The sequence below is a fragment of the Flavivirga amylovorans genome, from assembly GCF_030540875.1.
In the GTDB taxonomy this organism is placed as follows: Bacteria; Bacteroidota; Bacteroidia; order Flavobacteriales; family Flavobacteriaceae; genus Flavivirga; species Flavivirga amylovorans.
In genome coordinates, this window is the sequence record NZ_JAUOEM010000002.1 from 620793 (window position 1) to 645150 (window position 24358).

The 24358-nt window shown below is 31.1% G+C and carries 18 protein-coding genes and 2 tRNA genes; 15 read left to right on the forward strand and 5 right to left on the reverse strand.

Annotation, left to right across the window (positions count from 1 at the left end; all coding sequences use genetic code 11):
• Window positions 1-140: 140 nt before the first annotated feature.
• Window positions 141-4529, forward strand: a complete 4389-nt coding sequence (dnaE, locus tag Q4Q39_RS08005; protein WP_303281888.1) for a DNA polymerase III subunit alpha — start codon at window positions 141-143, stop codon at window positions 4527-4529.
• A gap of 83 nt (window positions 4530-4612) precedes the next feature.
• Here dnaE and Q4Q39_RS08010 read toward each other — a convergent pair whose 3' ends face one another.
• Genes Q4Q39_RS08010 through Q4Q39_RS08020 form a run of 3 tightly spaced genes read right to left on the reverse strand, consistent with a single transcriptional unit; the run spans window position 4613 to window position 5799 of the window.
• Entirely contained in the window at window positions 4613-5056 is a 444-nt protein-coding gene (locus Q4Q39_RS08010) for an SRPBCC domain-containing protein (RefSeq protein WP_303281889.1), read from the reverse strand.
• Window positions 5049-5378, reverse strand: a complete 330-nt coding sequence (locus tag Q4Q39_RS08015; RefSeq protein WP_303281890.1) for an ArsR/SmtB family transcription factor — start codon at window positions 5376-5378, stop codon at window positions 5049-5051. Before Q4Q39_RS08015 ends, Q4Q39_RS08010 begins: the two co-directional genes overlap by 8 nt.
• On the reverse strand, window positions 5368-5799 hold the full coding sequence (locus Q4Q39_RS08020) for an SRPBCC family protein (RefSeq protein ID WP_303281891.1): 432 nt from the start codon (window positions 5797-5799) through the stop codon (window positions 5368-5370). Before Q4Q39_RS08020 ends, Q4Q39_RS08015 begins: the two co-directional genes overlap by 11 nt.
• A gap of 343 nt (window positions 5800-6142) precedes the next feature.
• Between Q4Q39_RS08020 and trxA the strand changes: the two genes are divergently transcribed.
• The 11 genes from trxA to Q4Q39_RS08075 all read left to right on the forward strand — a co-directional run bounded on the left by trxA (window position 6143) and on the right by Q4Q39_RS08075 (window position 18573).
• The gene (gene trxA / locus Q4Q39_RS08025; RefSeq protein ID WP_136480345.1) at window positions 6143-6460 is read left to right on the forward strand and encodes a thioredoxin; all 318 of its coding nucleotides are present in this window, start codon (window positions 6143-6145) and stop codon (window positions 6458-6460) included.
• Window positions 6461-6663: 203 nt separating this feature from the next.
• The gene (locus Q4Q39_RS08030) at window positions 6664-7209 is read left to right on the forward strand and encodes a ClpP family protease (protein WP_303281892.1); all 546 of its coding nucleotides are present in this window, start codon (window positions 6664-6666) and stop codon (window positions 7207-7209) included.
• Window positions 7210-7226: 17 nt separating this feature from the next.
• Window positions 7227-8156, forward strand: a complete 930-nt coding sequence (locus tag Q4Q39_RS08035) for a DUF58 domain-containing protein (RefSeq protein WP_303281893.1) — start codon at window positions 7227-7229, stop codon at window positions 8154-8156.
• Window positions 8157-8259: 103 nt separating this feature from the next.
• Window positions 8260-8333 (forward strand) — tRNA-Asp (locus tag Q4Q39_RS08040).
• Between the two features lie 763 nt (window positions 8334-9096).
• Window positions 9097-9426 carry a YegP family protein gene (locus tag Q4Q39_RS08045; RefSeq protein WP_303281894.1) on the forward strand — a complete coding sequence of 110 codons (330 nt, stop codon included), beginning with the start codon at window positions 9097-9099 and terminating at the stop codon, window positions 9424-9426.
• 661 nt (window positions 9427-10087) lie between these two features.
• Complete coding sequence (locus Q4Q39_RS08050; RefSeq protein WP_303281895.1) at window positions 10088-10750, forward strand: hypothetical protein; 663 nt, start codon at window positions 10088-10090, stop codon at window positions 10748-10750.
• Between the two features lie 162 nt (window positions 10751-10912).
• Window positions 10913-11659: a hypothetical protein gene (locus Q4Q39_RS08055; protein ID WP_303281896.1), complete on the forward strand. Its 747-nt coding sequence runs from the start codon at window positions 10913-10915 to the stop codon at window positions 11657-11659.
• A 12-nt stretch (window positions 11660-11671) separates the two neighbouring features.
• Window positions 11672-14440 carry a TonB-dependent receptor gene (locus Q4Q39_RS08060; RefSeq protein WP_303281898.1) on the forward strand — a complete coding sequence of 923 codons (2769 nt, stop codon included), beginning with the start codon at window positions 11672-11674 and terminating at the stop codon, window positions 14438-14440.
• 1 nt (window position 14441) lies between these two features.
• Window positions 14442-15665, forward strand: coding sequence for a DUF4249 domain-containing protein (locus Q4Q39_RS08065; protein ID WP_303281899.1), 1224 nt, complete (start codon window positions 14442-14444; stop codon window positions 15663-15665).
• The gene (locus tag Q4Q39_RS08070) at window positions 15653-16828 is read left to right on the forward strand and encodes a DUF4249 domain-containing protein (protein ID WP_303281900.1); all 1176 of its coding nucleotides are present in this window, start codon (window positions 15653-15655) and stop codon (window positions 16826-16828) included. Before Q4Q39_RS08065 ends, Q4Q39_RS08070 begins: the two co-directional genes overlap by 13 nt.
• Entirely contained in the window at window positions 16816-18573 is a 1758-nt protein-coding gene (locus Q4Q39_RS08075; RefSeq protein WP_303281901.1) for a hypothetical protein, read from the forward strand. Before Q4Q39_RS08070 ends, Q4Q39_RS08075 begins: the two co-directional genes overlap by 13 nt.
• Window positions 18574-18576: 3 nt before the next feature.
• Here Q4Q39_RS08075 and Q4Q39_RS08080 read toward each other — a convergent pair whose 3' ends face one another.
• Window positions 18577-19191: a deoxynucleoside kinase gene (locus Q4Q39_RS08080; RefSeq protein WP_303281902.1), complete on the reverse strand. Its 615-nt coding sequence runs from the start codon at window positions 19189-19191 to the stop codon at window positions 18577-18579.
• Window positions 19192-19197: 6 nt separating this feature from the next.
• Window positions 19198-19977, reverse strand: a complete 780-nt coding sequence (locus Q4Q39_RS08085; protein WP_303281903.1) for a hypothetical protein — start codon at window positions 19975-19977, stop codon at window positions 19198-19200.
• Between the two features lie 367 nt (window positions 19978-20344).
• Between Q4Q39_RS08085 and Q4Q39_RS08090 the strand changes: the two genes are divergently transcribed.
• The 3 genes from Q4Q39_RS08090 (at window position 20345) to Q4Q39_RS08100 (ending at window position 24109) form a co-directional block, all read left to right on the forward strand.
• A complete protein-coding gene (locus Q4Q39_RS08090; protein WP_303281904.1) occupies window positions 20345-21220 on the forward strand; it encodes a GLPGLI family protein in 876 nt (291 codons plus the stop codon).
• Window positions 21221-21255: 35 nt separating this feature from the next.
• Window positions 21256-23967: a TonB-dependent receptor gene (locus tag Q4Q39_RS08095; RefSeq protein ID WP_303281905.1), complete on the forward strand. Its 2712-nt coding sequence runs from the start codon at window positions 21256-21258 to the stop codon at window positions 23965-23967.
• Between the two features lie 60 nt (window positions 23968-24027).
• Window positions 24028-24109: transfer RNA gene (locus Q4Q39_RS08100), tRNA-Tyr, on the forward strand.
• Window positions 24110-24358 lie beyond the last annotated feature (249 nt).

A 24358-nucleotide genomic window follows, 5' to 3' on the forward strand; every position in this document is an offset into this window, starting at 1 on the left:
TCAAAAGTAACATAATTAAAATTAAGTTTTTTTGTTTAAAACTGTTCATAACTTTCATTTCCATAAATTATAATATTCTGTATTTTTATAAACTGCGTTTAATAATTCTAAACGGCTTAACACCAAACATCTAAATATATATGTACTTAATTTTCGATACAGAAACTACTGGATTGCCAAAACGTTGGGATGCACCCATTACCGATACAGATAATTGGCCAAGGTGTATTCAAATTGCATGGCAATTACATGATGCTATGGGGAACTGTATTGAACATCAGGATTATTTGGTGCAACCGGATGGGTTTAATATTCCGTATGATGCAGAAAAAATACATGGTATTTCTACCGAATTAGCTCAAGAACAAGGTATTCCATTAGCGAAAGTTCTTGAAAAATTTAATGATGCTTTAAGTAAAACAAAGTTTGTTGTTGGGCAAAATGTGAAGTTCGATTTAAATATTATGGGCGCCGAATTTGTTCGAGGTGATGTTTCAAACCCATTACAAGAATTACCCGTTTTAGATACTTGTACAGAACATACAGCAAGTTTGTGTCAGATTCCAGGAGGACGTGGTGGTAAATTTAAATTGCCTACACTTACAGAGTTGCATGAGTTTTTATTTAAGACTCCTTTTGCAGAGGCGCATAATGCTACAGCTGATGTTGAGGCAACGACACGTTGCTTTTTTGAGTTGGTTCGACTGGGGGAGTATACCAAAGAACAACTTGATGTAGAACCTGATTATTTTCAGAGTTTTAACGAAGCCAACCCGAAAGAAATTGAGCTTATAAAATTAAAGCACGTTAATCTTAAACAAGAAAGTGCTGAAATTCGAAAGCGTCTTCAAAGTCTTAAGCAAGAAACAGTTTCTACAGAAGATATTAAGAAAAATATATCTGATTTAGCAGATGCTAGTTTTGTACATCTTCATAACCATTCACAGTTTTCTGTATTACAATCAACTATGAGTGTTGTTGACATTGTAGCTGCTGCTGCCTCTCATAACATGCCAGCTGTGGCGCTTACCGATCATGCAAATATGATGGGGGCATTCCATTTTATAAATGCTGTTAACAAACAAAATAGTAGTATAAAGGCGAGTATAGCAGAAGCAGAGGAAAGAGGGGAGGCTTCAGAAAAAAAACTGATAAAGCCAATTGTAGGCTGTGAGTTTTTTGTCTGTGAAAATCATGAGGATAAATCGAGAAAAGATAATGGCTATCAAGTCGTATTAATAGCTAAAAATAAAAATGGTTATCATAATCTAGCAAAACTATCTTCTCATGCCTTTGTTAATGGGTTTTATTATGTCCCTAGAATAGATAAAAAATTGATACAACAATATAAGGAAGACATTATAGTACTTACTGGGAATCTATACGGTGAAATACCAAGTAAGGTTCTTAATATTGGTGAAAAGCAAGCAGAAGAAGCTTTGTTATGGTGGAAAAAAGAGTTTGGAGATGACCTGTACGTAGAACTGATGCGTCATAATCAGGAAGATGAAAATCGCGTAAATCCAACCTTGATAGCATTGGCTAAAAAGCATGATGTAAAATTAGTGGCTACAAATAATACGTATTATCGAAAACAAGATGATGCGAATGCACATGATATTTTATTATGTGTAAAAGATGGAGAAAAACAAGCAACACCAATAGGTCGAGGAAGAGGATATCGCTACGGACTCCCTAATCAGGAATATTATTTTAAGTCTCCTGACGAAATGAAACAATTGTTTCAAGATCAACCTGACGCTATTTTAAATATTGAAGAGTTAGTAGATAAAATTGAAGGGTTTCAGCTTGCAAGAGATGTTCTTTTGCCTGCTTTTGATATTCCTGATAAATTCAAGCATGATGAAGATTTAGTTGATGGAGGAAAACGTGGAGAAAATGCTTATTTAAAGCATTTAACATTTGAAGGCGCTAAAAAACGTTATGGAGAACCGCTTTCAGAAGAAGTGGTTGAACGGCTCGATTTCGAATTAAGTGTTATCGAAAATACGGGATATCCCGGATATTTCTTAATTGTAGAGGATTTTATTCGAGAGGCTCGAAATATGGATGTATCTGTTGGTCCTGGGCGTGGATCTGCTGCTGGATCTGTAGCAGCATACTGCTTGTGGATTACCAATATAGATCCGCTTAAATACGATTTGCTTTTTGAGCGTTTTTTAAATCCGGATCGTATTAGTATGCCCGATATTGATATCGATTTTGATGATGAAGGAAGAAGCCGCGTTATGGATTATGTAATTAATAAATATGGAGCTAATCAAGTAGCACAAATTATTACTTACGGTACTATGGCAGCTAAATCGTCCATTCGAGATACAGCTCGTGTTTTAGATTTACCTTTGTTTGATGCCGATAGAATTGCAAAGTTGATACCTAACATGTCTAAGCTCAATAAGATTTTTGGGTTAGACGAAAAAGCGTTGGCCGGTAAGTTTAGAGCAGAAGAATTAGAAAAGGTTAATGAGCTTTTAAATATTTCTGAGGGATCAGGTTTAGAAGCTGAGACTGTTAACACCGCAAGAGCTTTGGAAGGTTCTGTTAGAAATACGGGAATCCATGCCTGTGGGGTGATTATAACACCTGACGATATTACAAAATTTGTTCCTGTATCTGTAGCTAAAGATTCCGATTTATATGTCACACAGTTTGATAACTCGGTTGTTGAGGATGCTGGTTTATTAAAAATGGATTTCTTAGGATTAAAGACACTAACTTTAATTAAAGATACTGTTAAAATCGTAAAAGCAAAACATAATATTTTGCTGGATCCAGAATCCTTTCCTTTGGATGATGAAGAAACATATGCCTTATTCCAACGAGGAGAAACAGTAGGGGTATTCCAATATGAATCTCCTGGTATGCAGAAGCACCTTAGAGATTTAAAACCAACAGTCTTTGAAGATTTAATTGCCATGAACGCTTTGTATCGTCCAGGGCCTATGGAATATATTCCGAGTTTCGTTAGAAGAAAACACGGAGATGAAGATATTGAGTACGATTTACCAGCCATGGAAGAATACTTAAAAGAAACGTATGGTATTACAGTATATCAAGAGCAAGTAATGCTTTTGTCCCAAAAATTGGCTGGATTTACAAAAGGTGAAGCCGATGTATTACGTAAGGCAATGGGAAAAAAACAAATTGCGGTACTAGATAAAATGAAACCAAAATTTGTAGAACAGGCGAGTGCCAACGGCCATGATGCTAAAGTATTAGAGAAAGTATGGAAAGATTGGGAAGCTTTTGCAAGTTATGCCTTTAATAAATCTCACTCGACATGTTATGCTTGGATAGCTTACCAAACAGCCTATTTAAAAGCGCATTACCCTGCAGAGTATATGGCTGCTGTATTATCCAATAACATGAACGATATAAAACAAGTTACATTCTTCATGGAAGAATGTAAACGGATGAAGTTGGACGTGTTGGGGCCAGATGTTAACGAATCGTATTATAAGTTTTCCGTGAATAACGACTATGCGGTACGTTTTGGGATGGGAGCTATAAAAGGTGTTGGTCATGGTGCTGTAATGACCATTGTAGAGAATAGAAAAGAAGATGGACCGTATAAATCTATCTTCGATTTAGCAAAACGAATCGATTTAAGAGCGGCGAATAAAAAAGCTTTTGAAAATTTGGCTTTAGCTGGAGGTTTTGATTGTTTTGGAGGTACACATCGCGCGCAGTATTTTCATAGAGAAGGAGATGGCATTACCTTTTTAGAAAAAGCAGTCAAATATGGAAATAAACATCAAGAAAATGAAAACTCATCTCAGGTAAGTTTATTTGGAGCATCAAGTGATGTACAAATAGCAGAACCAGAAGTACCGCCTTGCGAAGAATGGGGAACTATGGAAAAATTAGCTCAGGAACGTGAGGTTGTAGGAGTTTATATTTCGGGCCATCCATTAGACGATTTTAAAACGGAAATGAAAACATTTTGTAATGGAACCATTGCTATGTTTAATAATTTAGAACCTTATGTAAACAGAGAAATTGTTTTTGGCGGCGTTGTAACCGATGTACAACATCGTGTGAGCAAGCAAGGAAAAGGATGGGGCATGTTTACTGTTGAAGATTACACCGATAGTTTTGAGTTTAGGATTTTTGGTGAAGAATATTTAAAATACAGACACTTCCTAATGAAGAATAACTTTGTATTTGTAAAATCGTTTATTCGAGAAGGTTGGGTTAATAAAGACACAGGGAAAAAGAGTGACCCAAGATTGCAGTTTAATAGTTTTCAATTATTACATGATGTCATGGAAAACTATGCTAAAAAATTGTCCATTCAGCTGAACATTAAAGACTTACATGAAGAAAGTATTTTGCGTTTAAAAGAATTATTACAAATGCATCCAGGAAACCAAGCATTAAATTTTGTAGTGTATGACAATAGGGAGAAAATAAAATTACAGATGCCTAGTAGAAGACAAAAAGTTAAGGTGTCTCAAGAATTGCTTAGTGAATTAGAGAGTCAAGACGTAATGTTTAAGTTAAATTGATAAATCCCTGCGAAGGCAGGGATCTCATTTCCTGAGCCACCCTTTTAAGCGTTAAGAAAGAATCTGATCGATTATTGAAAGGTTTATTTTTTCGTCTCTAAAAAGTTTTTCAAACCGTTAGTAATAAAACGATCCCAAGTATTAGAACATACGTCATAGCAATCAATATTTGGAGTAAGCCCAACTTGATGAAAGTTAATCACACATTTTCCATTTTGTTCTTCTATTTCCCAATGTAATACGTGACCGATCCATTCTTTATTAAAATCAGGTTCACCATCAATACATTTCCAAACCAATTCCAGATTAGGAGTATATTCAATAATTTTAAAAGTCCACCAATACTCATTTTCGAATTGTATAGTGAATTGCCCACCAGCTTTAAATTCAGAATTACTTATTTTTCCCCACCATGAATGGAGTCCTTGGTTTAATGCTAAGAACGCTTGTTCTGAACTAGTATTGACTTCTAATTTGTTTTTATAGTTCATATCCAGATCTTCCATTAAATTTGGGTTATTATTCATTGTCTTTTGTATTTAAATAATTTTCCAAACCTTGTAGTGAATTATCCCAGAATTGTGAGTAAAACTCAACCCATTTACTAACTTCCTTTAATGGTTTAGCATTGGCATTACAAAAACGTTCCCGTCCGTTTGTATTAATATTAACAAGACCAGCTTCTTCCAATGTTTTTATATGTTTAGTAACGCCTTGCCTGCTAATATCAAACTGACTGGATATTTGTGTAATAGATAAGGCTGAGGTTGCTATAACCAAGGCGTGAAAAATATCACGCCTTGTTGGATCTGCAATAGCTTTAAATAGTTTTGTTATTTTATCCTGCATTAACTAATTGTTTTAAGTAATCTGTTAATCCATTTATACAGTTATCCCAACCACCGTTGAAGCTTTCAAACATTTTCACTGCAGTTTCTCCTTCGTAATTAGAAATACCTGAATGTTCTAGATATAATTTAGTGCCATCTTCAGTAGCTTCTAATTCCCAGGTTACTGTAGTTTCTGTTTTAATTTCAGCAACTACCCAGGTATAAACTAATTTGTAAGGGTTAGATTCTTTTACTTCTCCGCTAATAGTTGTGCATCCTTTTTCGTTAGGTTCTGAAGTAAAGGTGTATTGATATCCTTTTTCAGCTTTAAAATCAGCTTGAATAAACCAAGCAGAGATTTCTTCAGCTTTTGAAATGGCATTCCATACTTTGTCTATGGAGTGCTTAAATACCTTTTCTTTTTTGATAACATCATTCATAATAAGTTCGATTTTAATTAATATGCAACTTTATGGTTGCTAAACTAAAATAAATATTTTTAATACGCAACTTTTTGGTTGCTTAACGTGATTTTAATCTAAGTAAAGAATTGCATAAAACTCTGAAAGGCTAAGGTTTATTGTGTGTCTGTTTTGTTGTTTTGGTAGCGTGGATTTATCTGAAGACTATATTTCATATGGCTTGAGAGTATTTATATAAATATAATAGTGCTAAACAATGTTGATATAGATAAAACAAATTGTTAGTTTGTAAGCTTTCGTAAATATTTTGACTAATTTTGTGATAATAAATAATGAAATACGAACTTAAAACATAAATATTATGGCATTAGAAATAACAGATGCAACGTTTGAAGAAACTGTATTAAAAAGTGATAAACCAGTATTAGTTGACTTTTGGGCAGCTTGGTGTGGTCCTTGTAGAATGGTAGGGCCAATTATTGAAGAAATTAGTGGAGAATATGATGGTAAGGCTGTTGTTGGTAAAGTAGATGTAGATGCTAATCAAGAATTTGCTGCTAAATACGGTGTGCGTAACATACCTACAGTTTTGGTTTTTCAAAACGGAGAGGTTGTTGGAAGACAGGTTGGCGTAGCACCAAAAAATGCATATACAGAAGCTATAGATTCGCTTTTATAGTCAATACATTAAAAGAATATTGAAAAGGTTTGCCATTAAGGTAAACCTTTTTTTATTTTAGATGAAACTTAAAAAGTACATTTACAAAATGAATCTTTTTAAGATTTTTAAAGAGCTCGCTAATTGGTTATGCGTGTTCTCAATTTTATTATTAATTTTAAAAAAAATAATAATGTTTAAACGAGCAAAAATTAAAAATAGATATGAGTAAAGAAATAAAAGTACAAAATGCTATTGATAGTAAATTAATAGAAGAACGTAAAGTGTTTTTATGGGGACAAGTTGATGATGATTCAGCAAAGCACGTCATAGATCGCTTAATGTATTTGGATGCATTAGAAACTAAAGATATTCATTTATATATAAATAGTCCTGGAGGTTATGTAACTTCTGGTTTTGCTATTTACGATTGTATGAAATCTTTAAAGAGTGATGTTTCTACAATTTGTACAGGATTTGCAGCATCAATGGGCTCTATAATATTATCTGCTGGAGAAAAAGGTAAACGTTTTATACAACCTCATGCACGTGTTATGATTCACCAACCAAGTGGTGGTGCACGTGGGCAAGCAAGTGATATAGAAATTACAGCTAAAGAAATTATTATTACTAAAGAGTTAAGTGCGCAACTATTAGCAGATAATTGTGGGCAAACTTTTGCTAAAATAATGAAGGATTTTAATCGTGACCATTGGATGGGAGCAGATGAGTCTGTTTCTTATGGTATTGTTGATGCTGTCTTAAAATAATTTTTACTTTATAAACCTTGAACTTACAAGCAGAACTTAATAAAGCCGATGGTTTTAAAAACCTAGAATTACTTGCAAAACAAGTAGTAGAAGGTTTTATAGCAGGAATGCATAAAAGTCCGTTTCATGGGTTTTCTGCTGAATTTGCTGAGCATAAAATTTACAATCAAGGAGAGAGTACACGCCATATAGATTGGAAACTATTTGCTAAAACGGATAAGTTGTATACCAAGCGTTATGACGATGAAACGAACTTACGTTGCCACATTATTATAGACAATAGTAGTTCAATGCATTATCCAAAAATGGATTCTTTTTCTATTGATAGTTTAAATAAAATAGGGTTTTCTGCATTAGCTTCGGCATCTCTAATGCATATTTTAAAAAAGCAAAGAGATGCAGTTGGCTTAAGTATCTATAGTGACGATTACGACTATTATGCGCCGGAAAAGGGTAGTGAACGTCATCATCAAATGTTATTGAGTCATTTAAGTGATGCGGCAATTTCTAGGTCTTTAAATAAAGAAACGGAAACCTATAAGTATTTACATGAAATAGCTGAAAAGATTCATAGACGTTCCATGATATTTTTATTTACGGATATGTTTCAAACATCGGAAGATGAAGTAAAATTGTTTGAAGCATTACGTCATTTAAAATACAATAAGCATGAAGTGATTTTATTTCATGTATTTGATAAGCAAAAAGAATTAATTTTTGATTTTGATAATAAGCCTAAGCGTTTTATTGATGTTGAAACAGGTGAGTATATTAATTTATATGCAGATACTATAAAAGATAATTATAAAAAGGACGTAAGTAATTATTTTGAAGCCTTGCGTTTAAAATGTGCTCAGTATAAAATTAAATATGTTGAAGCAGATATTAATAAAAATTTCAATAACATCCTCACAACATACATGATAGAGCGTCAAAAGTTCGTGTAGGGTTATTACAGGAAACATTTTTTAAAAATAAAATCCAAAAAACTTTAAAAAACATTTGAGATATAAAAAAAGGCGTGTATATTTGCAACCGCAATAAAGCAACGGTCTGGTAGTTCAGTTGGTTAGAATGTCGCCCTGTCACGGCGAAGGTCGCGGGTTCGAGTCCCGTCCAGACCGCAAAAATTGCAAAAAAGAAAGCTCTGAGAAATTAGAGCTTTTTTTGGCAATAAAAAGAAGTTGTGTTGTTTATCTCAATGAAAGTTGAGGTAAAAAGGTAGAGTTGCTGAAATAAATTCAGCACAAGCCAATGAGAAGCTTTCCTTTTTTCTTTATAGAAGATTGGGATGCTTTTTTGTTTTAGTGAGGTTTCTATGTGATTTTTATTCATCATGTGTGTTTAAATTGCTATTAATAAATAAAAGATTTGCTATGAAACGCATATTTTTAAAAAGAAAAGCTGTAATTTTTTACAGTTTTTTTACTTTAGGGAGAAGCTAAATGAGAAACTTTCTTTTTTTATGTTTTCCGCATAAAAGAGTATAAACTAGGTCGTACTCAAACTTGTAAATATTTATTTTAATTGTGCAGATTTAAATAAAGATATCGACGTCAATTTAATGATGATGGGGAAAATAAATTATTAAAACATAAGCAGTAATTAGATTGATTTAGAAATGATATGGATTGAAAACACAAGAAAATTAATCTTAAAATACATTTAATCAATATAATTTAACCGTTGAACTAATAATTCTTAGTAGTTAAGATGTAAACAACTAAATTGGTCTCACCATAACATAAGTAGGTTAAGTTCATGGTAGATTTGGGGCAAAAAAAGGTGAACATTTAGTTCACCTTTTTTTATTGAAGGGCATTATGTGACTTTTTATTACATCCTGTGTCTTATTAATATTCTTAATTATTATTAAACCCTTATAAGATGGCAAAATTTGAAATTTATAAAGACAAAAGAGGAGAATTTAGATTTAGATTAAAAGCAGGTAATGGGCAATCAATTTTAGCAAGTGAAGGTTATGCTGCTAAACCTGGCTGTACTAATGGTATTGAATCTGTGAAGAAAAATTCGAGAGATGATGCAAGATATGAACGCTTAGAGTCTAAAGGAGGGAGTCCTTATTTTAACTTAAAAGCTACAAATGGACAAGTTATAGGAACCAGCGAAATGTATTCATCTACAAGCGCCATGGAGAATGGAATTGCTTCTGTAAAAAAGAATGCATCAGGAGCAAGCATTGATGATTTATCTTAAGACTAATTAGATTACTCATAATAGATTGTTTTAGGGTTACAAGAAATTGTAGCTCTTTTTTTGTATTAAAAAGGGTTGCAAAAAAGCAACCTTTTTATCTTTCAAAATTTATTTGTTGACTAACTCAAATAATTTACACTAAAACAAAGTTTTATGAAAGATTCTATATTCTTACTTTCCCCTTTTTTGTTAAAAAAACTCATCCTAACTGATAGGTTTTCAATTAATTCACCCGAGTTTCCTAAAAAGAAGAGCCAAATGAGTTTGTGAATTTGAGATACGAACTCCAAGAACAACTCAAGATGCTTCAAGACAACGTTATATCAATTTATTGTTTAGTTGATGACCTCTTGAGCAGTTTTCTTACTTTTTTATTTGAAGTGTTTTTCTTTGAAAAGTCTTCGTAGGCAGCTAAAGAATCAAATATTAAATCGTTATTCAATGTGTTATGAATAGATAGATGATCTTTAAAAATTTTAAGGGTATCTTTTTTCCAACCATTCGCTTAAAGCATCCATTTCAACTTTTGTAGCTTTACTATTAGTATATTTAGAAATAATATTTTCTATGATTTGGTATGAATAGTCTGTGTATTTGTATGAATTTATTTGTTAAATTTGGAATGTAGAAGTAATGTTGTTTTAAATTATTAAAATTAGTTATGAAAAATATTATCCTATTTACTGTTATTTTAATTTCAATGCTTTCTTTCTCCCAAAGCAATTCGATTAATACAAAGTTTTCTTATGAAGAAAAAGGGCTGGTACCCAGAAACTTTATTGTAGAGGTGAAAGGAAAGAATAAAGATGAATTACTATCTAAAACAGAAGCATGGCTTAAAGAAAAATACAAGGAACTAAAGAGCGATAACGATGATAAAAATGATAAGACGGATAAAACCGATAAAACAAAAAGAACTATTATTGGTTATGAAGTTTTTAAAGATGATGAGTTAGATGAAGCAGATAAAAGCGACGCAGGAAAAGCAAATAAAAATATAAAATTGCGTTTTACTGGTTTTACAAATAATGCTATTTGTTTTGGTGATAAATCTAATTTCAGTTGTGAAAGACTTGAATATATTATAGAGTTAAGATTTAGAGATGGAGATTATAGGTTTAGGCCTATAAAATTGATCTATAAAACAGCTTCTGATAAAAAGGAGCAAACCATAAATTTGAAAAAGCATAAGTTTTATTCTAAGGATGGAATCATAAAAAAAGGCTATGAAAAGGTTTCATCACAAGTAGAAGATTTACTTAATAAAATGAATAAAAGCCTTTTAAATTATTTGACTGACAAACCGCAGGAGGATGAATGGTAATTCATTATAAATTGATTAGGTGATCAGAGGATAAATCATCTTTAATTGAAGTTTTTTCTTGCTTTCCGAATAAGTTAGGGTATACTTTATGTTAAATAAAAGCTTTTGTGCTAATTTTAATATAATTAGACTAACTTTATTTTTCTTAATTGACTACTAAGAATGAAATACTACCTATTAGCCCTATTACTATCTTTAACTTCTATCGATTTAAGCTTTTCCCAAGCTAAATCCTCAACAGAAACATATTATAAGTTATTCGATTCGTTTTTTGAATACGATAATAGTAGTGTTTTTAATGGTTTAGAGTACGTGGATCATTATCCAGGTACTTTAAGAACTATAGAAACTAATAATAAATTTTATAAGTCATTTAACTTTCAAAAAGGGTTCGTAATTTATGATGGGCAACCCTATTATGACTTAAAGATGAAGTATGATTTGCTTAATGATCTAGTAATCTTAGAATATGTAAATAAAAAGGTTAATTACTTAAGTCTTAATTCAACAATTATTAATCAGTTTGAATTAATGGGAGGTAAATTTATACGATTAGAAAATAATCCTGTTTTGAACTCAATTTATGGGAATGGATTTTTTGAAGAAAAATATAAAGGAAAACTGTCCTCCCTATATATTAAGCATAAAAAAAATAAATTCGAGAGATTAAGAGGCAAAACAGTGTCTTATGTTTTTAAAACATATAAATTTTATGTGGTAAACATTAAGGACGAATTTTATAGAATAGATTCAAAAAAAGACATACTTAAAGCACTTCCTTTTAAAGAAAAAGAAATTAGAGCCTATTATAGTAAAAATAAGGTCGTCCTCAGAAAAGATAAAGATCTATTTTTAGTGGGGCTCTTAAAATCTTTAGATGCATCGCATCTCTCAAAAATAAGCAAGTAAAGAATATAGATAATGAAAATAATTAAAATCACATGCTTATTCATTTTACTTTCTCATGTGGCTTTTTGCCAATCTAAAGAAAAAATCTCTATTACTTTTAACGAAGTTGAAATTGTTGAAGCTTTATCTGAATTAGAGCGTGTTTCTAGCTATAAGTTTTATTTTAATAAAACATGGTTTAATAATAGTTTTTTGATTTCAAAATCATTTAATGATGTTAGCCTTGAAGACGTATTAACGGAAATTTTAGAGGACACCACCATCAATTATTTTGTGTTAAATGGTAAAATAATTTTAACAAACAACAATATTATAAGGGATAAATTACCACCCAATTTTTTCGGTACTGAGCTAACTGTTGAAGCTGAAGAGATAGAAGAGGAAGTTGATAAGGTTCCTGTGCTTAAAAAACAATATCTTAATAGATCTAAAATAAACAAAACCAAGATTTTTTATATAGGTAAAGAAAGTGAATCATCATCTCAAAAAATGATTACACTATCAGGTTATATTAAGGATGAGAAAACAAAAAAACCAATACAAAACTTAGATGTATTTATCCAAGGAACTAGTATAAATACAGTAACCAATAATCTAGGATACTATTCTCTTAAGGTACCCATGGGTTTTAATGTTTTAGAAATAGCCTCATTAGCTTATGGAAAACATCAAAAACAAATTGTTGTTTATGGGAAAGGAACACTTAGTTTTCAATTAAGTGAAGCCACTGAACAATTGGAAGAAGTGGTGATTAAATCAGACAGAAATGAAAATATTAAAAGTGCTACAGTTGGAGTAACTAAGATAGATGTTAAGGGTATAAAAAACATCCCATTAATTCTAGGAGAAAGAGATGTTTTAAAAGTGGCAACAACAATGCCAGGGATAAAAACGGCAGGAGAAGGTGCATTAGGATATAGTGTTAGAGGCGGGAAAGTAGACCAAAACTTAATCCTCTTTGATGGCGCCGCTATTTATAATCCGTCTCACTTTTTTGGAGTATTTTCTGCAATTAATCCGTTTGCTACTGGAAGTGTCGATATTTATAAAGGAAGTATTCCAGCCGAATTTGGAGGAAAACTGTCCTCAGTTATAGATATTTCTACTAAAGAAGCAAACATGGAAAAGTTTTCTGGGGAAGGTAACATAGGACCCGTAACAGGAAACCTTTTGATTGAAACACCTATAATTAAAGATAAAATATCTGTTTTGGTAGGAGGAAGGGCAACATATTCGGATTGGGTGCTTAAAGCTATTTCAGAAGAATCTATAAAAAATAGCAAAGCCAATTTTTATGATGCCATTATAAAATTCAATTATAAAATTAATGAAAAAAATGATTTACAAGCTACGGGGTATTACAGTAACGATGAGTTTAGTATAACTTCGGATTCTGTTTATAATTATAGTAATCGGATAGGGTCGATAAAGTGGGATCATAAGTTTAATGATAAAAATAGACTTACTACACAATTAGCTTCGAGTCAATATAAATTTAATATTATTTATGATGGGATATTTAATAGGAATTTTGATTTTGGCTATAGTATAAATGAAACAGAACTTAAGTTAAAGGCAAAATATTTATATAGTAAAAAGCATAAATTTAGTTATGGGCTTAGTAGTAAGCTATACAGTATTAAACCAGGGGATATAGTGCCCTTGGGAGGTGAATCTGTAATTGAAAGAAAAAGTGTTGACAAAGAGAGAGGTTTAGAATCTGCTTTATTTATATCAAATTTGTTTGAAGTGAATGATAAGTTGTTATTAGATATTGGTTTTAGATATTCATTCTACGCAGCATTAGGAGCAAGTACTCAGAATGTTTACGATCCAACGGTGCCAATAAGTGCGGAATCTATTATTGAAACTAAGACTTATGAAGAAAACGAGGTTATAAAAACTTACGGAGGTCCAGAAGTCCGATTTTCAGCTAGATATTTTTTAACGCCTAGTATTTCAATAAAAGGTGGGTACAATAGAACCATTCAATATTCTCACTTACTTTCTTCTAATACCACAGCCTCCCCTGTAGATTCATGGAAATTATCAGATTTAAATATTGAACCTCAGAGAGCTGAGCAATTTTCGTTAGGCTTGTACAAGAATTTTGATGATGGTATACATGAACTTAGTATTGAGGGTTACTATAAAAAAATGAAGAATCTTTTGGATTTTAAAATAGGAGCAGAATTACTGTTAAATCAAGATATTGAGACGGAACTATTGCAAGGTGATGGGAAAGCATATGGAATAGAATTCTTGCTTAAAAAGAAAGAAGGTAGGTTGAATGGATGGTTAGGCTATTCTTATTCAAGATCTTTTGTTAAATTAGATAGTGAATTTTTAACGAATCAAATAAACAGTGGCGACTATTTTGCTGCTAATCAAGACCGACCACATGATGTGAGTTTGGTGTCTAATTATAAACTCACCAAACGTTACAGTTTTTCGTTAAATTTTAATTATCAATCAGGGAGACCCATAACATATCCAGTTGGGAAATATATTTATAATGGCGAAGAACAGGTGTTATATAGTGATAGAAATAAGTTTAGAATCCCCGATTATTATCGGTTAGACCTTGGTGTTAATATAGAAGGTAATCACAAAAACGTAAAATTAGCGCACAGTTTTTGGAATATATCGGTTTATAATGTTTTAGGAAGAAATAATCCGTACTCGGTGTTTTTTGTAAATGAAAATGGTCAGATAAAAGGTTATAAGTCGTCCATTTTTTCAATCCCAGTTCCTACTATAACATATAATTTTAAATTTTAAAATGAGATTAAAGAAGATATATTATAATGTATTGTTTCTAGTTTCACTGTTATGTGTTTTTAGTTGTACAGAACCGTTTTCTTTGGTTACAAAATCTTTTGAAGATGTAATTATAGTTGAAGCTACCATTACAGACGAGCTAAAACATCAGCAAATTAAAGTCTCGCGTACATTTTTATTAGAAAGTGACAAACAAGTTTTTGAGAAAAATGCTATTGTTAAAATAGAAACTAATACTAACGAGGTCTATAACTTTTCAGAAACTCAAGATGGGTTATACACATCCGATATCGCTTTTAAAGCAATAGAAGGTTTGTCATATAAACTATCAATATCTACTTCAGATGGAAGTAGTTATAGCTCTAATGAGGAATTTTTGCCTCCTAAAGCTGAAATAAAAAATCTTTATGGAGAATTAGTTAACTTAAACGGCAAGATAGGAATTCAAGTTCTAGTTGATAGTAATGAAAATTTAGGTGATGCAAATTTTTTTAGATATGAGTATGAAGAAACATATAAAATAGTGGTTCCTTTTTATAATGAATATAATGCCTTAATCACTAACGTAATAGGCTCTGGAAAGGATATTGAATATGATATTGAATTTGAACTTAAAGCTCAACAAGGAAAAATCTGTTATTCTAATAACTATTCAACAGAAATATTGTTGGCTAATGTTGATGGCATAAATGAAAATGCGTTAACGCAGGTTCCTATTCGTTTTATTCCTGCAAACGACCCTGTTATAAGAGAACGGTACAGTATTTTAGTAAAGCAGTATGTGCAATCTGCTGAAGCCTATAACTTTTATGATATTTTAAAAGAGTTGAGTGCAGATGAAAGCTTGTTAGTAGATAATCAGCCTGGTTTTATTCAAGGTAATATGTTTTCACTTCAAAGCTCAAGTGAAAAAGTTATAGGGTTTTTTAATGTATCTACAGTGAGCACAAAAAGAATATTTTTTGATTATTCAAATTTTGAAATAGGGTTACCAACATATATTTTTGATTGTGATCTCACTGTATTAGATTATAATATAGATGAAGAACCAACTAATGAAAAATTATTATTATATGAATCGTTGCTTTTTAATGGTTACAAGTATGTATCTCATGTCGAATCTGATAACCCTGATTTAAAACCAACATATACAATCGTGCAGTCAGGCTGTGGAGATTGCACAACCTTTTCATCTAATATAAAACCAGCATTTTGGGAAGATTAATTTATATATATATTGGCGTTTTTAGCTTGATTAGCCTTTGTGTGCTAGGGTGTACAGACCCGTTTCAATTGGAAACAGAATCTTTTGAAGATGTTTTAGTAATAGAAGCTACTATAACAGATGAATTTAAGCGTCAGGAAATTAAAATTTCACGTACGTCTTTATTAGAAAGCGACATGCAAATTTTTGAGAACAATGCCAATGTTAGAATAGAAGCTAGCAATGGTAATGTTTATAGGTTTTCTGAGACCCAAAATGGTCTGTATCATTCAAATGTTCTTTTTCAGGCTGTAGAAGGAATATCTTATAAATTATTAATAACTACAGCTATAGGAAGAGAGTATGTTTCTGATGATGAATTTCTACCACCTAAAGCCGAAATAGAAAACCTTTATGGAGAAGTCGTTAACTTAAATGGAGAAATAGGAATTCAAGTCTTGGTTGATAGTAATGAAGATTTAGGAGAAGCTAACTTTTTTAGATATGAATATGAAGAAACCTATAAAATTATTGCCCCTAATTTTAGCTTTTTTGACGCTACGCTTATAGGTGATGTTATAACTTTAGTGCCAAGAGACCCAAGTAAACAAACGTGTTATTCAACTAATTATTCAGGTGACATAATATTAACTAGTGTAAGTAGTTTAGCAGAAAATAGAATCTCAAAATTTCCTATTCGACTTATCCCAATCAAAAGCTCCATAATAAGGGAGCGTTACAGTATTTTGGTAAAACAATATGTGCAATCTGTTAATGCTAATACGTACTATAAAATATTAAAAGATTTAAATTCTGATGAAGAAGGTGTCTTTATAGATAATCAACCAGGATTTATTAAAGGGAATATTTCTTCAAAACAAAGTATAAATGAAAAAGTTATCGGTTTTTTTGATGTTTCTTCAGTCACTTCAAAAAGAATTTATTTTAATTACCTAGACTTTAATTTAGAGTTGCCCCCTTATTTATTTGCTTGTGATTTTTTAGAATTAGATTCGGCAATGACAGATCCTATTAATGAGCGGTTGATACTCATTGGTTCGTTTAGAGATGGTTATAAATATGTTTCGGGAAATGATGGAGGTGTATTTACAATCGTAAATCAAGAATGTGGAGATTGCACAACGTTTTCTTCTAATATAAAACCAACATTTTGGATAGATTAGTTAAAAAAATAAGAGTAGTTAGCATCATAGTTTTGTGCTTGTTTTTTAATAAGATATATGGTCAATTAAACACTGATAACTATAATTCTTTAATAAATACCGTCCCTAAAGAAAAAGTGTTTCTTACAACAAATACAAACATGTTTTTAGCAGGTGAAGCATTGTATTATAAACTCTACTGTTTAATTAAGGCTCAAAATATATTGAGCCATATTAGCAAGATTGCTTATGTAGAACTCATAGGGAAAAGTGACAATATTTTATTTGAACACAAATTAAAATTAGTTAATGGTATCGTGAATGGTGATTTCTTTATACCTGCATCAACCAAGACTGGGCATTATAAGTTAATAGCATATACTAAATGGACTCTTAATAATTCACAAAATTCCTTTTTTGAAAAGGATATTTATGTTATTAATCCATATATCTTAAACGAAGAAGCGTCCAATAACAAACTAGGACAAGCTAATGATATTAAAATAGGAGTAAAAGAAACTAATATTTTAGCTCAAAAGGATAGTTATGATCGTTTTAGAATTAGTACAGATTCGGAGGTTTATAAAAGCAGATCCAAAGTTTTATTAGAAATTGAAAGCTTGCTTGAAGGTCAAAATCATGGAAATTATTCTATTTCAGTAAGAAAGATAGATTCTGTTGACATATTAAACGTTGGAGACAATTTTAGAGGAGCTAGAGAGGGTATCGATAACAAATTAATGGCTCTTCCTGAAATTAGAGGAGAGATCGTTTCGGGGAAAATAAAACCTCTTAAATCGGGACTAACAGTTTCAGATAAAATAGTGGCGTTAACAATTCCTGGGAAAGATTATGTTTATAAAAATGTAAGCACTAACAAATTGGGTGAATTTCATTTTAACCTTTACGAAGCATATAATAACGATAAAATTATTATTCAAGTTGTAGATGAACATAAGGAAGATTATGAAATTGATTTGAATATAGAATTTATAAAACCAGATGGATTAAATTTTTATAACCTTGCTTTAGAAAAAAATATTAGTAATTGGCTATTAGATAAAAGTATTCAAAATCAAATAGAAAGTGCCTATTATCATTCTAAGCAAGATAGTATAGTTAGCCCAAAGTCTAATGAAATATTTTATGGACGACCAAGTGTTGAGTACTTATTGGATGATTATAAAAGATTTCCAACTATTAAAGAGACTTTTGTAGAAGTTATTGAAGAAGCTGCACTTAGAGGGAATAGTGATGAACAATATAGGTTTGTTGCTTATGACTATGAAGAAGCTCGCAGTAATGCGTTTAATCACTTGAGACCTTTGGTACTCTTTGATGGAGTTCAAATTCAAAATAATTTAGATATAGTACATTACGAGTCAAGTAAGATTAAAAAAATAGATGTAGTTAGAGGAATTTATTTTAATGGTCCAAGCGTATATAACGGTATCATTGACATTAAAACAAATAATGGAGATTTTGATATAGTTACCAAAGCCTATTTAAAGCATTTTGATTTTCGACTGCCACAAAGGAGTAAGATATATTTTAACCCTAAATATGAAAGCAAATCATTAGATAAAATTCCAGACTATAGAACGCAATTACTTTGGATGCCAAATATTACCATTGATTCTAATTTAAAAGAAATAAGCTTTTATACTTCCGATGTGGAAGGTGCCTTCGAGATATCCATAGAAGGATATAACACTAACGGAAACTATATAAAATTGAAAAAAATTATAGAGGTTAAAAATAATTAGGAATTAAAACAATCCATTAATTTCGGCATCTATAGTATTAATAACATTACCTAAGTCTTCAGGGTTATCTACAAAGTTTAAATTATCAACGTCTATAATTAAAAGTTTTCCTTTATTATAACCATGAATCCAAGCTTCGTAACGCTCGTTCAACCGACTTAAATAATCAATACTGATTGAATTTTCATAGTCACGACCACGTTTATGTATTTGAGATACTAAATTAGGAATTGAACTTCGCAAATAAATTAATACATCTGGACCTTTTACTAAGGATTCCATTAAATCGAAAAGCGATCTGTAGTTTTCGTAATCACGATTTGTCATTAAACCCATAGCATGCAAGTTAGGAGCAAAAATATGAGCATCTTCATAAATGGTTCTGTCTTGAATAATGTCTTTACCGCTCTGGCGAATCTGCTGTACCTGACGGAATCTACTGTTTAAGAAATATACTTGTAAGTTGAAGCTCCAACGCTCCATCTGGTTATAAAAATCGTCTAAATAAGGGTTGTCTACAACATCTTCCAGTTGTGCTTCCCATTTATAATGTTTTGCTAATAATTTAGTGAGAGTGGTCTTTCCGGCGCCAATATTTCCAGCAATAGCAATATGCATAGTTTTTCAGTCAATTTTTATTTTGTACTCATGTAAGATTTCGTTTGCGTAAATATACAAGGTTTCATTGGTTACAAAAAACGCATTTATTAATAAATTCGGTATTAATATTGGAATTATAGTTTCAGTACCCTTTTTCAAATAAACTAGAGCGTTTTCCTTTTTTAAAAATATATCTCCATTACTTTCAGATAGTTGGGTATGTCCGTTATTTTTTATCCTTTTTATCAAGCTTCCAAAATAATTGTAAGTATACAAATAGTTTTTTGTGAGTAAATAACAAAAATTGTAATTACTTTTTAAATCTAAAACGATACTTTGAATGGGGACTGTTTGAGCTCGTGTGGTGAGCGATCTATAATCAAAAAGTTCTAGTTTTTGATTATTTTCATTAAAGATCCATATGGTATTATCATGTCCTGTAGAAACATGCGATACATTTTTATAGTCTGGGAGTGTGTTAAAATCAATTTTGAATATTTCAGCTAATCGGTTGTCAAGAATGATAACGCTATTAAAATCTTTATAAAACAAATTTATTTTTAAAGGATTAAAAGCGTTTGCTGTTGTTATATTACCAAGTTGTAAATTGTTATAAGTAATCGTTCTATCGATGCCTTTTTTATTAAAAACATTATTACTTATGAAGTATTTGGTTCCAAAGTTGTCAATAGTAACTATTTGGCTAGCCTTAAAATCTGTTTTTTTTATAAATGAGGTCTCAATAGTCTTTTGAGCAGATATTGAACAAGGTAAAAGTAAAAAAAGATAGATTACATATTTCATACTGATCTGAAAAGTACAAAAACCTTACCACTTATTTATAAATAAATTTATAACCAAATCTTAGAATATTAATAATTTATATAGTATTGTCTTGATACTGTTATCAGAGATATTATTAATAGTGTTTTCAAAATGAAATACATCCAAATTAGCCATTATAGAATTTAATAGATGATAATAAAGTTTATTGTTTTATTTTAGTTTGTATATAGAATTACACATCGATGATGGTGAAAGGGTTGAAATTAGAATAGGCGGATAATTTTAAGACTTATTTAACATTAAGTCATTAAACTACATAAGATGGTTTTAGTCAAATTAAAATTGAAACGTCGTTTTAATAACCTAACTAAAATATCCTATTTTAATGAAAACGAATTCTAAAAGATTAGCAGTACTTATTTTTCTTTTCATGTTTTCCATGACATTTGCTCAAAAAAACTTCCAAGGAAAAGCATATTATCAAACTAAGACAGCTCTTGATATGAGTAGGTTTGGAGGAAGGCAAATGAGTGAAGATCAAAAAAAACGTATTGCAACACGTATGAAAAGTATGTTTGAAAATGTATATGTTCTAACGTTTAACCAAATTGAATCCATTTATAAGCAAGAAGAAAAACTGGATGCTCCTGGCACTGGATCTGGACGTTGGAGAAGTATGATGAGTAGTTTTACAGTAGGAAATCTATATAAAAATGTGAAAGAGCAAACATTGTTACAAGACCATGAGTTTTTTGGAAAACAGTTTTTGATTAAAGATTCCTTACCGCAATTAAAATGGGTCATGGAAAATGAGACAAAGCAAATAGGAAAGTATACTTGTTTTAAGGCTACAGCTATAAAAACCAATACTGAGTTTGATTTCAATAGGTTTAGAAGACCTCCTGATAGAGAAGGAAATAAAGAAAAAGATTCTGCCAATACCCAAACCCAGTCTATAAAAAAAGAAACTCCTGATTTGATTGAAGTCGTGGTATGGTATACGCCTCAAATTCCAGTGAATCAAGGTCCGGGAGAATATTGGGGGCTCCCAGGTTTAATTTTAGAAGTTAATGAAGGGAGAACAACCATTTTATGCTCTAAAATTATCTTGAATCCAGAAGAGAAAGATGATATTAAAAAGCCATCAAAGGGTAAGGAAGTATCAAAAGAAGTATATAATGCTATTGTAAAAAAGAAAACCGAAGAAATGCGAGAAAACTTCAGAAGAGGTGATGGTCGCCCAGGCGGGAGGAGAAGGTAATTTCTATAAATATGTAATCAATCAAAAAACATGTAATGAAATTAAAAATAACCATGTTACTGTTACTGGTAACAAGCTCCTTTTTTGCTCAAGTCAAGCTGGAAGGTTTTGTAAAAGATAGTATAGGCAATCCTTTAGAGTTAGCTAATGTTGTTGCTATAAATCAAGAAACAAAAGCTTTGGATTCTTATGGAATTACAAATGATAAAGGGCGTTATAAACTTAGTTTGAAAAAGAATACAGGATATAAAATTCAAGTGAGTTATATAGGTACAAAAACCAATGAAAAACTGCTGGAAACTAAAGAAGAGCCTATTACAAAAAATTTCATATTACAGTATGATAATGCTTTGGATGAAATAGAATTAGTTTATGAAATGCCCGTGACTATAAAGGGAGACACAATTGTATACAATGCAGATTCTTTTAATCGAGGTACAGAAAGGAAACTGGAAGATGTGCTTGAGAATTTACCAGGTGTAGAAATCAATGATGATGGCGAAGTAGAAGTAGAGGGTAAAGTCGTTTCTAAAGTGATGGTTGAAGGCAAAGATTTTTTTGATGGAGATTCAAAATTAGCAACAAAAAACATTCCTTCTAATGCTGTTGATAAGGTTGAGATTCTTAAAAATTACGCTGAGGTAAGTCAGTTAAGCGGAGTTACTAATAATCAGGATAATATTGCCATAAATATTAAGTTAAAAGAAGGAAAAAAGAGTTTCTGGTTTGGCAATATTACTGCTGGTGGTGGTGCTTCAAGTGAAAATGAATTGTATTTATTTCAGCCAAAATTATTTTATTACAGTCAGGAGTACAGTATCAATGTTATTACCGATCTAAATAATGTAGGCGAAATTGCCTTTACAAGACGCGATTATTTCAATTTTTCAGGCGGGTTTAGAAGTCCAAGCCGACAAAGCGGTACCAATATTAATTTAGGAAGTAATAATCTGGGGTTTTTAACGGTTCAAAACAATAGAGCAAAAGATATTAATACTAAGTTTGGAGCAGCAAATTTTAATTGGTCACCTAATAAGGCATTAGACTTAAGTGGTTTTGCTATTTTTTCTAATAGTAAAACGGAATTACAGGAAGATAGGGATATAAAATATACGAATCCTGATTTAGGTATTCCTGACGAAAATACAGAAAGCAATACCACTCAACGCAGCGATTTAGGTATGTTGAAGCTTTCTGCTAAGTATAAGCCTAACGCCAATAATCAATTAGATTATGATATTTTAGGTCGCGTATCAAAAGAATCACAAGATCAAGGTTTTTTTTCGTCAGTTATTGGAGATATTAATCAGTTAGAAAAATCGAGTCCTTACAGTATCAATCAGAATTTAAACTATTATTATACGCTAGACGACACCAATATTTTTGCACTAGAAGTTCAGCATTTATTACAAGATGAAGATCCTTTTTATAATGCCATTTTAGATGATAAAGCGAATTATGATGACACAGCAAATAATTTAGGCTTAGATGGGGCACAATTAGATTATAATGTGGCACAAGATAAGCGTATAAAGTCAAATCAAATTGATGCAAAATTAGATTATTGGAATGTCATAAATAATAAGAGTGATATCAATTTTACCTTAGGAACTATATTTAGTAGTCAACAATTCAACTCTAATATTTTTCAATTCTTAGACGATGATTCCCAGTTTAATCCAACACCAACTATTAATGATGGCATGGATACAAACGATATTAAATATAATTTTAGTGATTTATATTTAGGTGTTCATTATAGATTAAAGGCAGGTATTTTTACATTTACACCAGGTTTTTCAGCGCATGGCTATAGTTCGAAAAACACGCAGTTTGATAATCGGACAACCGATAATTTTTTCAGGTTATTACCAGATTTCAATATGAGAATGCAGCTAAAAAAGAGTGAGCAAATTATTTTTAATTATAAGATGCAAACACAATTCACAGATGTATCGAAATTTGCAAGTGGTTTGGTTCTTAATAATTATAATGCCTTGTTTTCTGGTAATCCTGAGTTGGAAAACGCTTTATCACATAATGTGAATTTGTCCTATTTTAGTTTTAATATGTTTAATTATACAAATGTGTTTGCTAATATTAATTATAACAAAAGTATAGACAATATAAGAAATATATCTACTTTCGAACCTGGAAGTGTAATACGAGTTAGTTCACCATTTAACTCAGCTTTTGCAGATGAAAGTTTAAGCGCAAATGGGAGCTACGAACGCACATTTGGTAAAGTAAAAGCGAATTTAAGAGGTAGTTTTAATTATTCAAAGTTTAATCAATTTGTGCAAAATGTACAGTCTGTTAATGAAAGTTTTTCGCAAACGTATAGAGCAGGCGTACGAACTAATTTTAGAAATGCTCCTAATATTGATATTAGATACCGCTATAGAATTCAAGATAACAACCAAGGAACTAATAATACTAAATTCTTTACTAAAACACCTTCGGTTGAGGTGGATGCACTCATATTAAAATCTTTTACATTCAGAACAGATTATTCATATAATAACTTTAGTGATGTTTCTGGAACAATAAATAGTTATGAGTTTTTAAATGCGTCTTTGTCTTATAGAAAAAATAAAGACGCCAAGCTGGAATATGAAATAAAGGCAACGAACTTATTTGATACGAAATCGCAAAACAATAGCAGTACAACCAATATATCTGTAAGTGCTACAGAATATTACATTCAACCACTATTTTTATCGTTTAGACTACGCTACGAGTTATAAAAAAATATAACATTTTTATTTGTAGAATTAAAGAACAGTAATATATTTGCGCTCAGTTTAGGGGAGATACTCAAGCGGCCAACGAGGGCAGACTGTAAATCTGCTGACTACGTCTTCGCAGGTTCGAATCCTGCTCTCCCCACTTAACTCGAAAAGTTTGTATTTTTATGCAAACTTTTTTTGTTTTATAATAAAAAGGACGTTGCGATAGTAACGTAGCTTTTCATTTTCAGGAGTGAGAAACCTGTTCTTAGTATAAAGCTCGTTTTTTATTTTGTGGATTCTTCTATTTTCAAAACGTAGCTTACTGGAAAAGCATAATTGAACCAACTTTCTTATTTTCATTCAAATAAAGCATTAAATACAGCATTGAATTGACTTTTCAGATAGT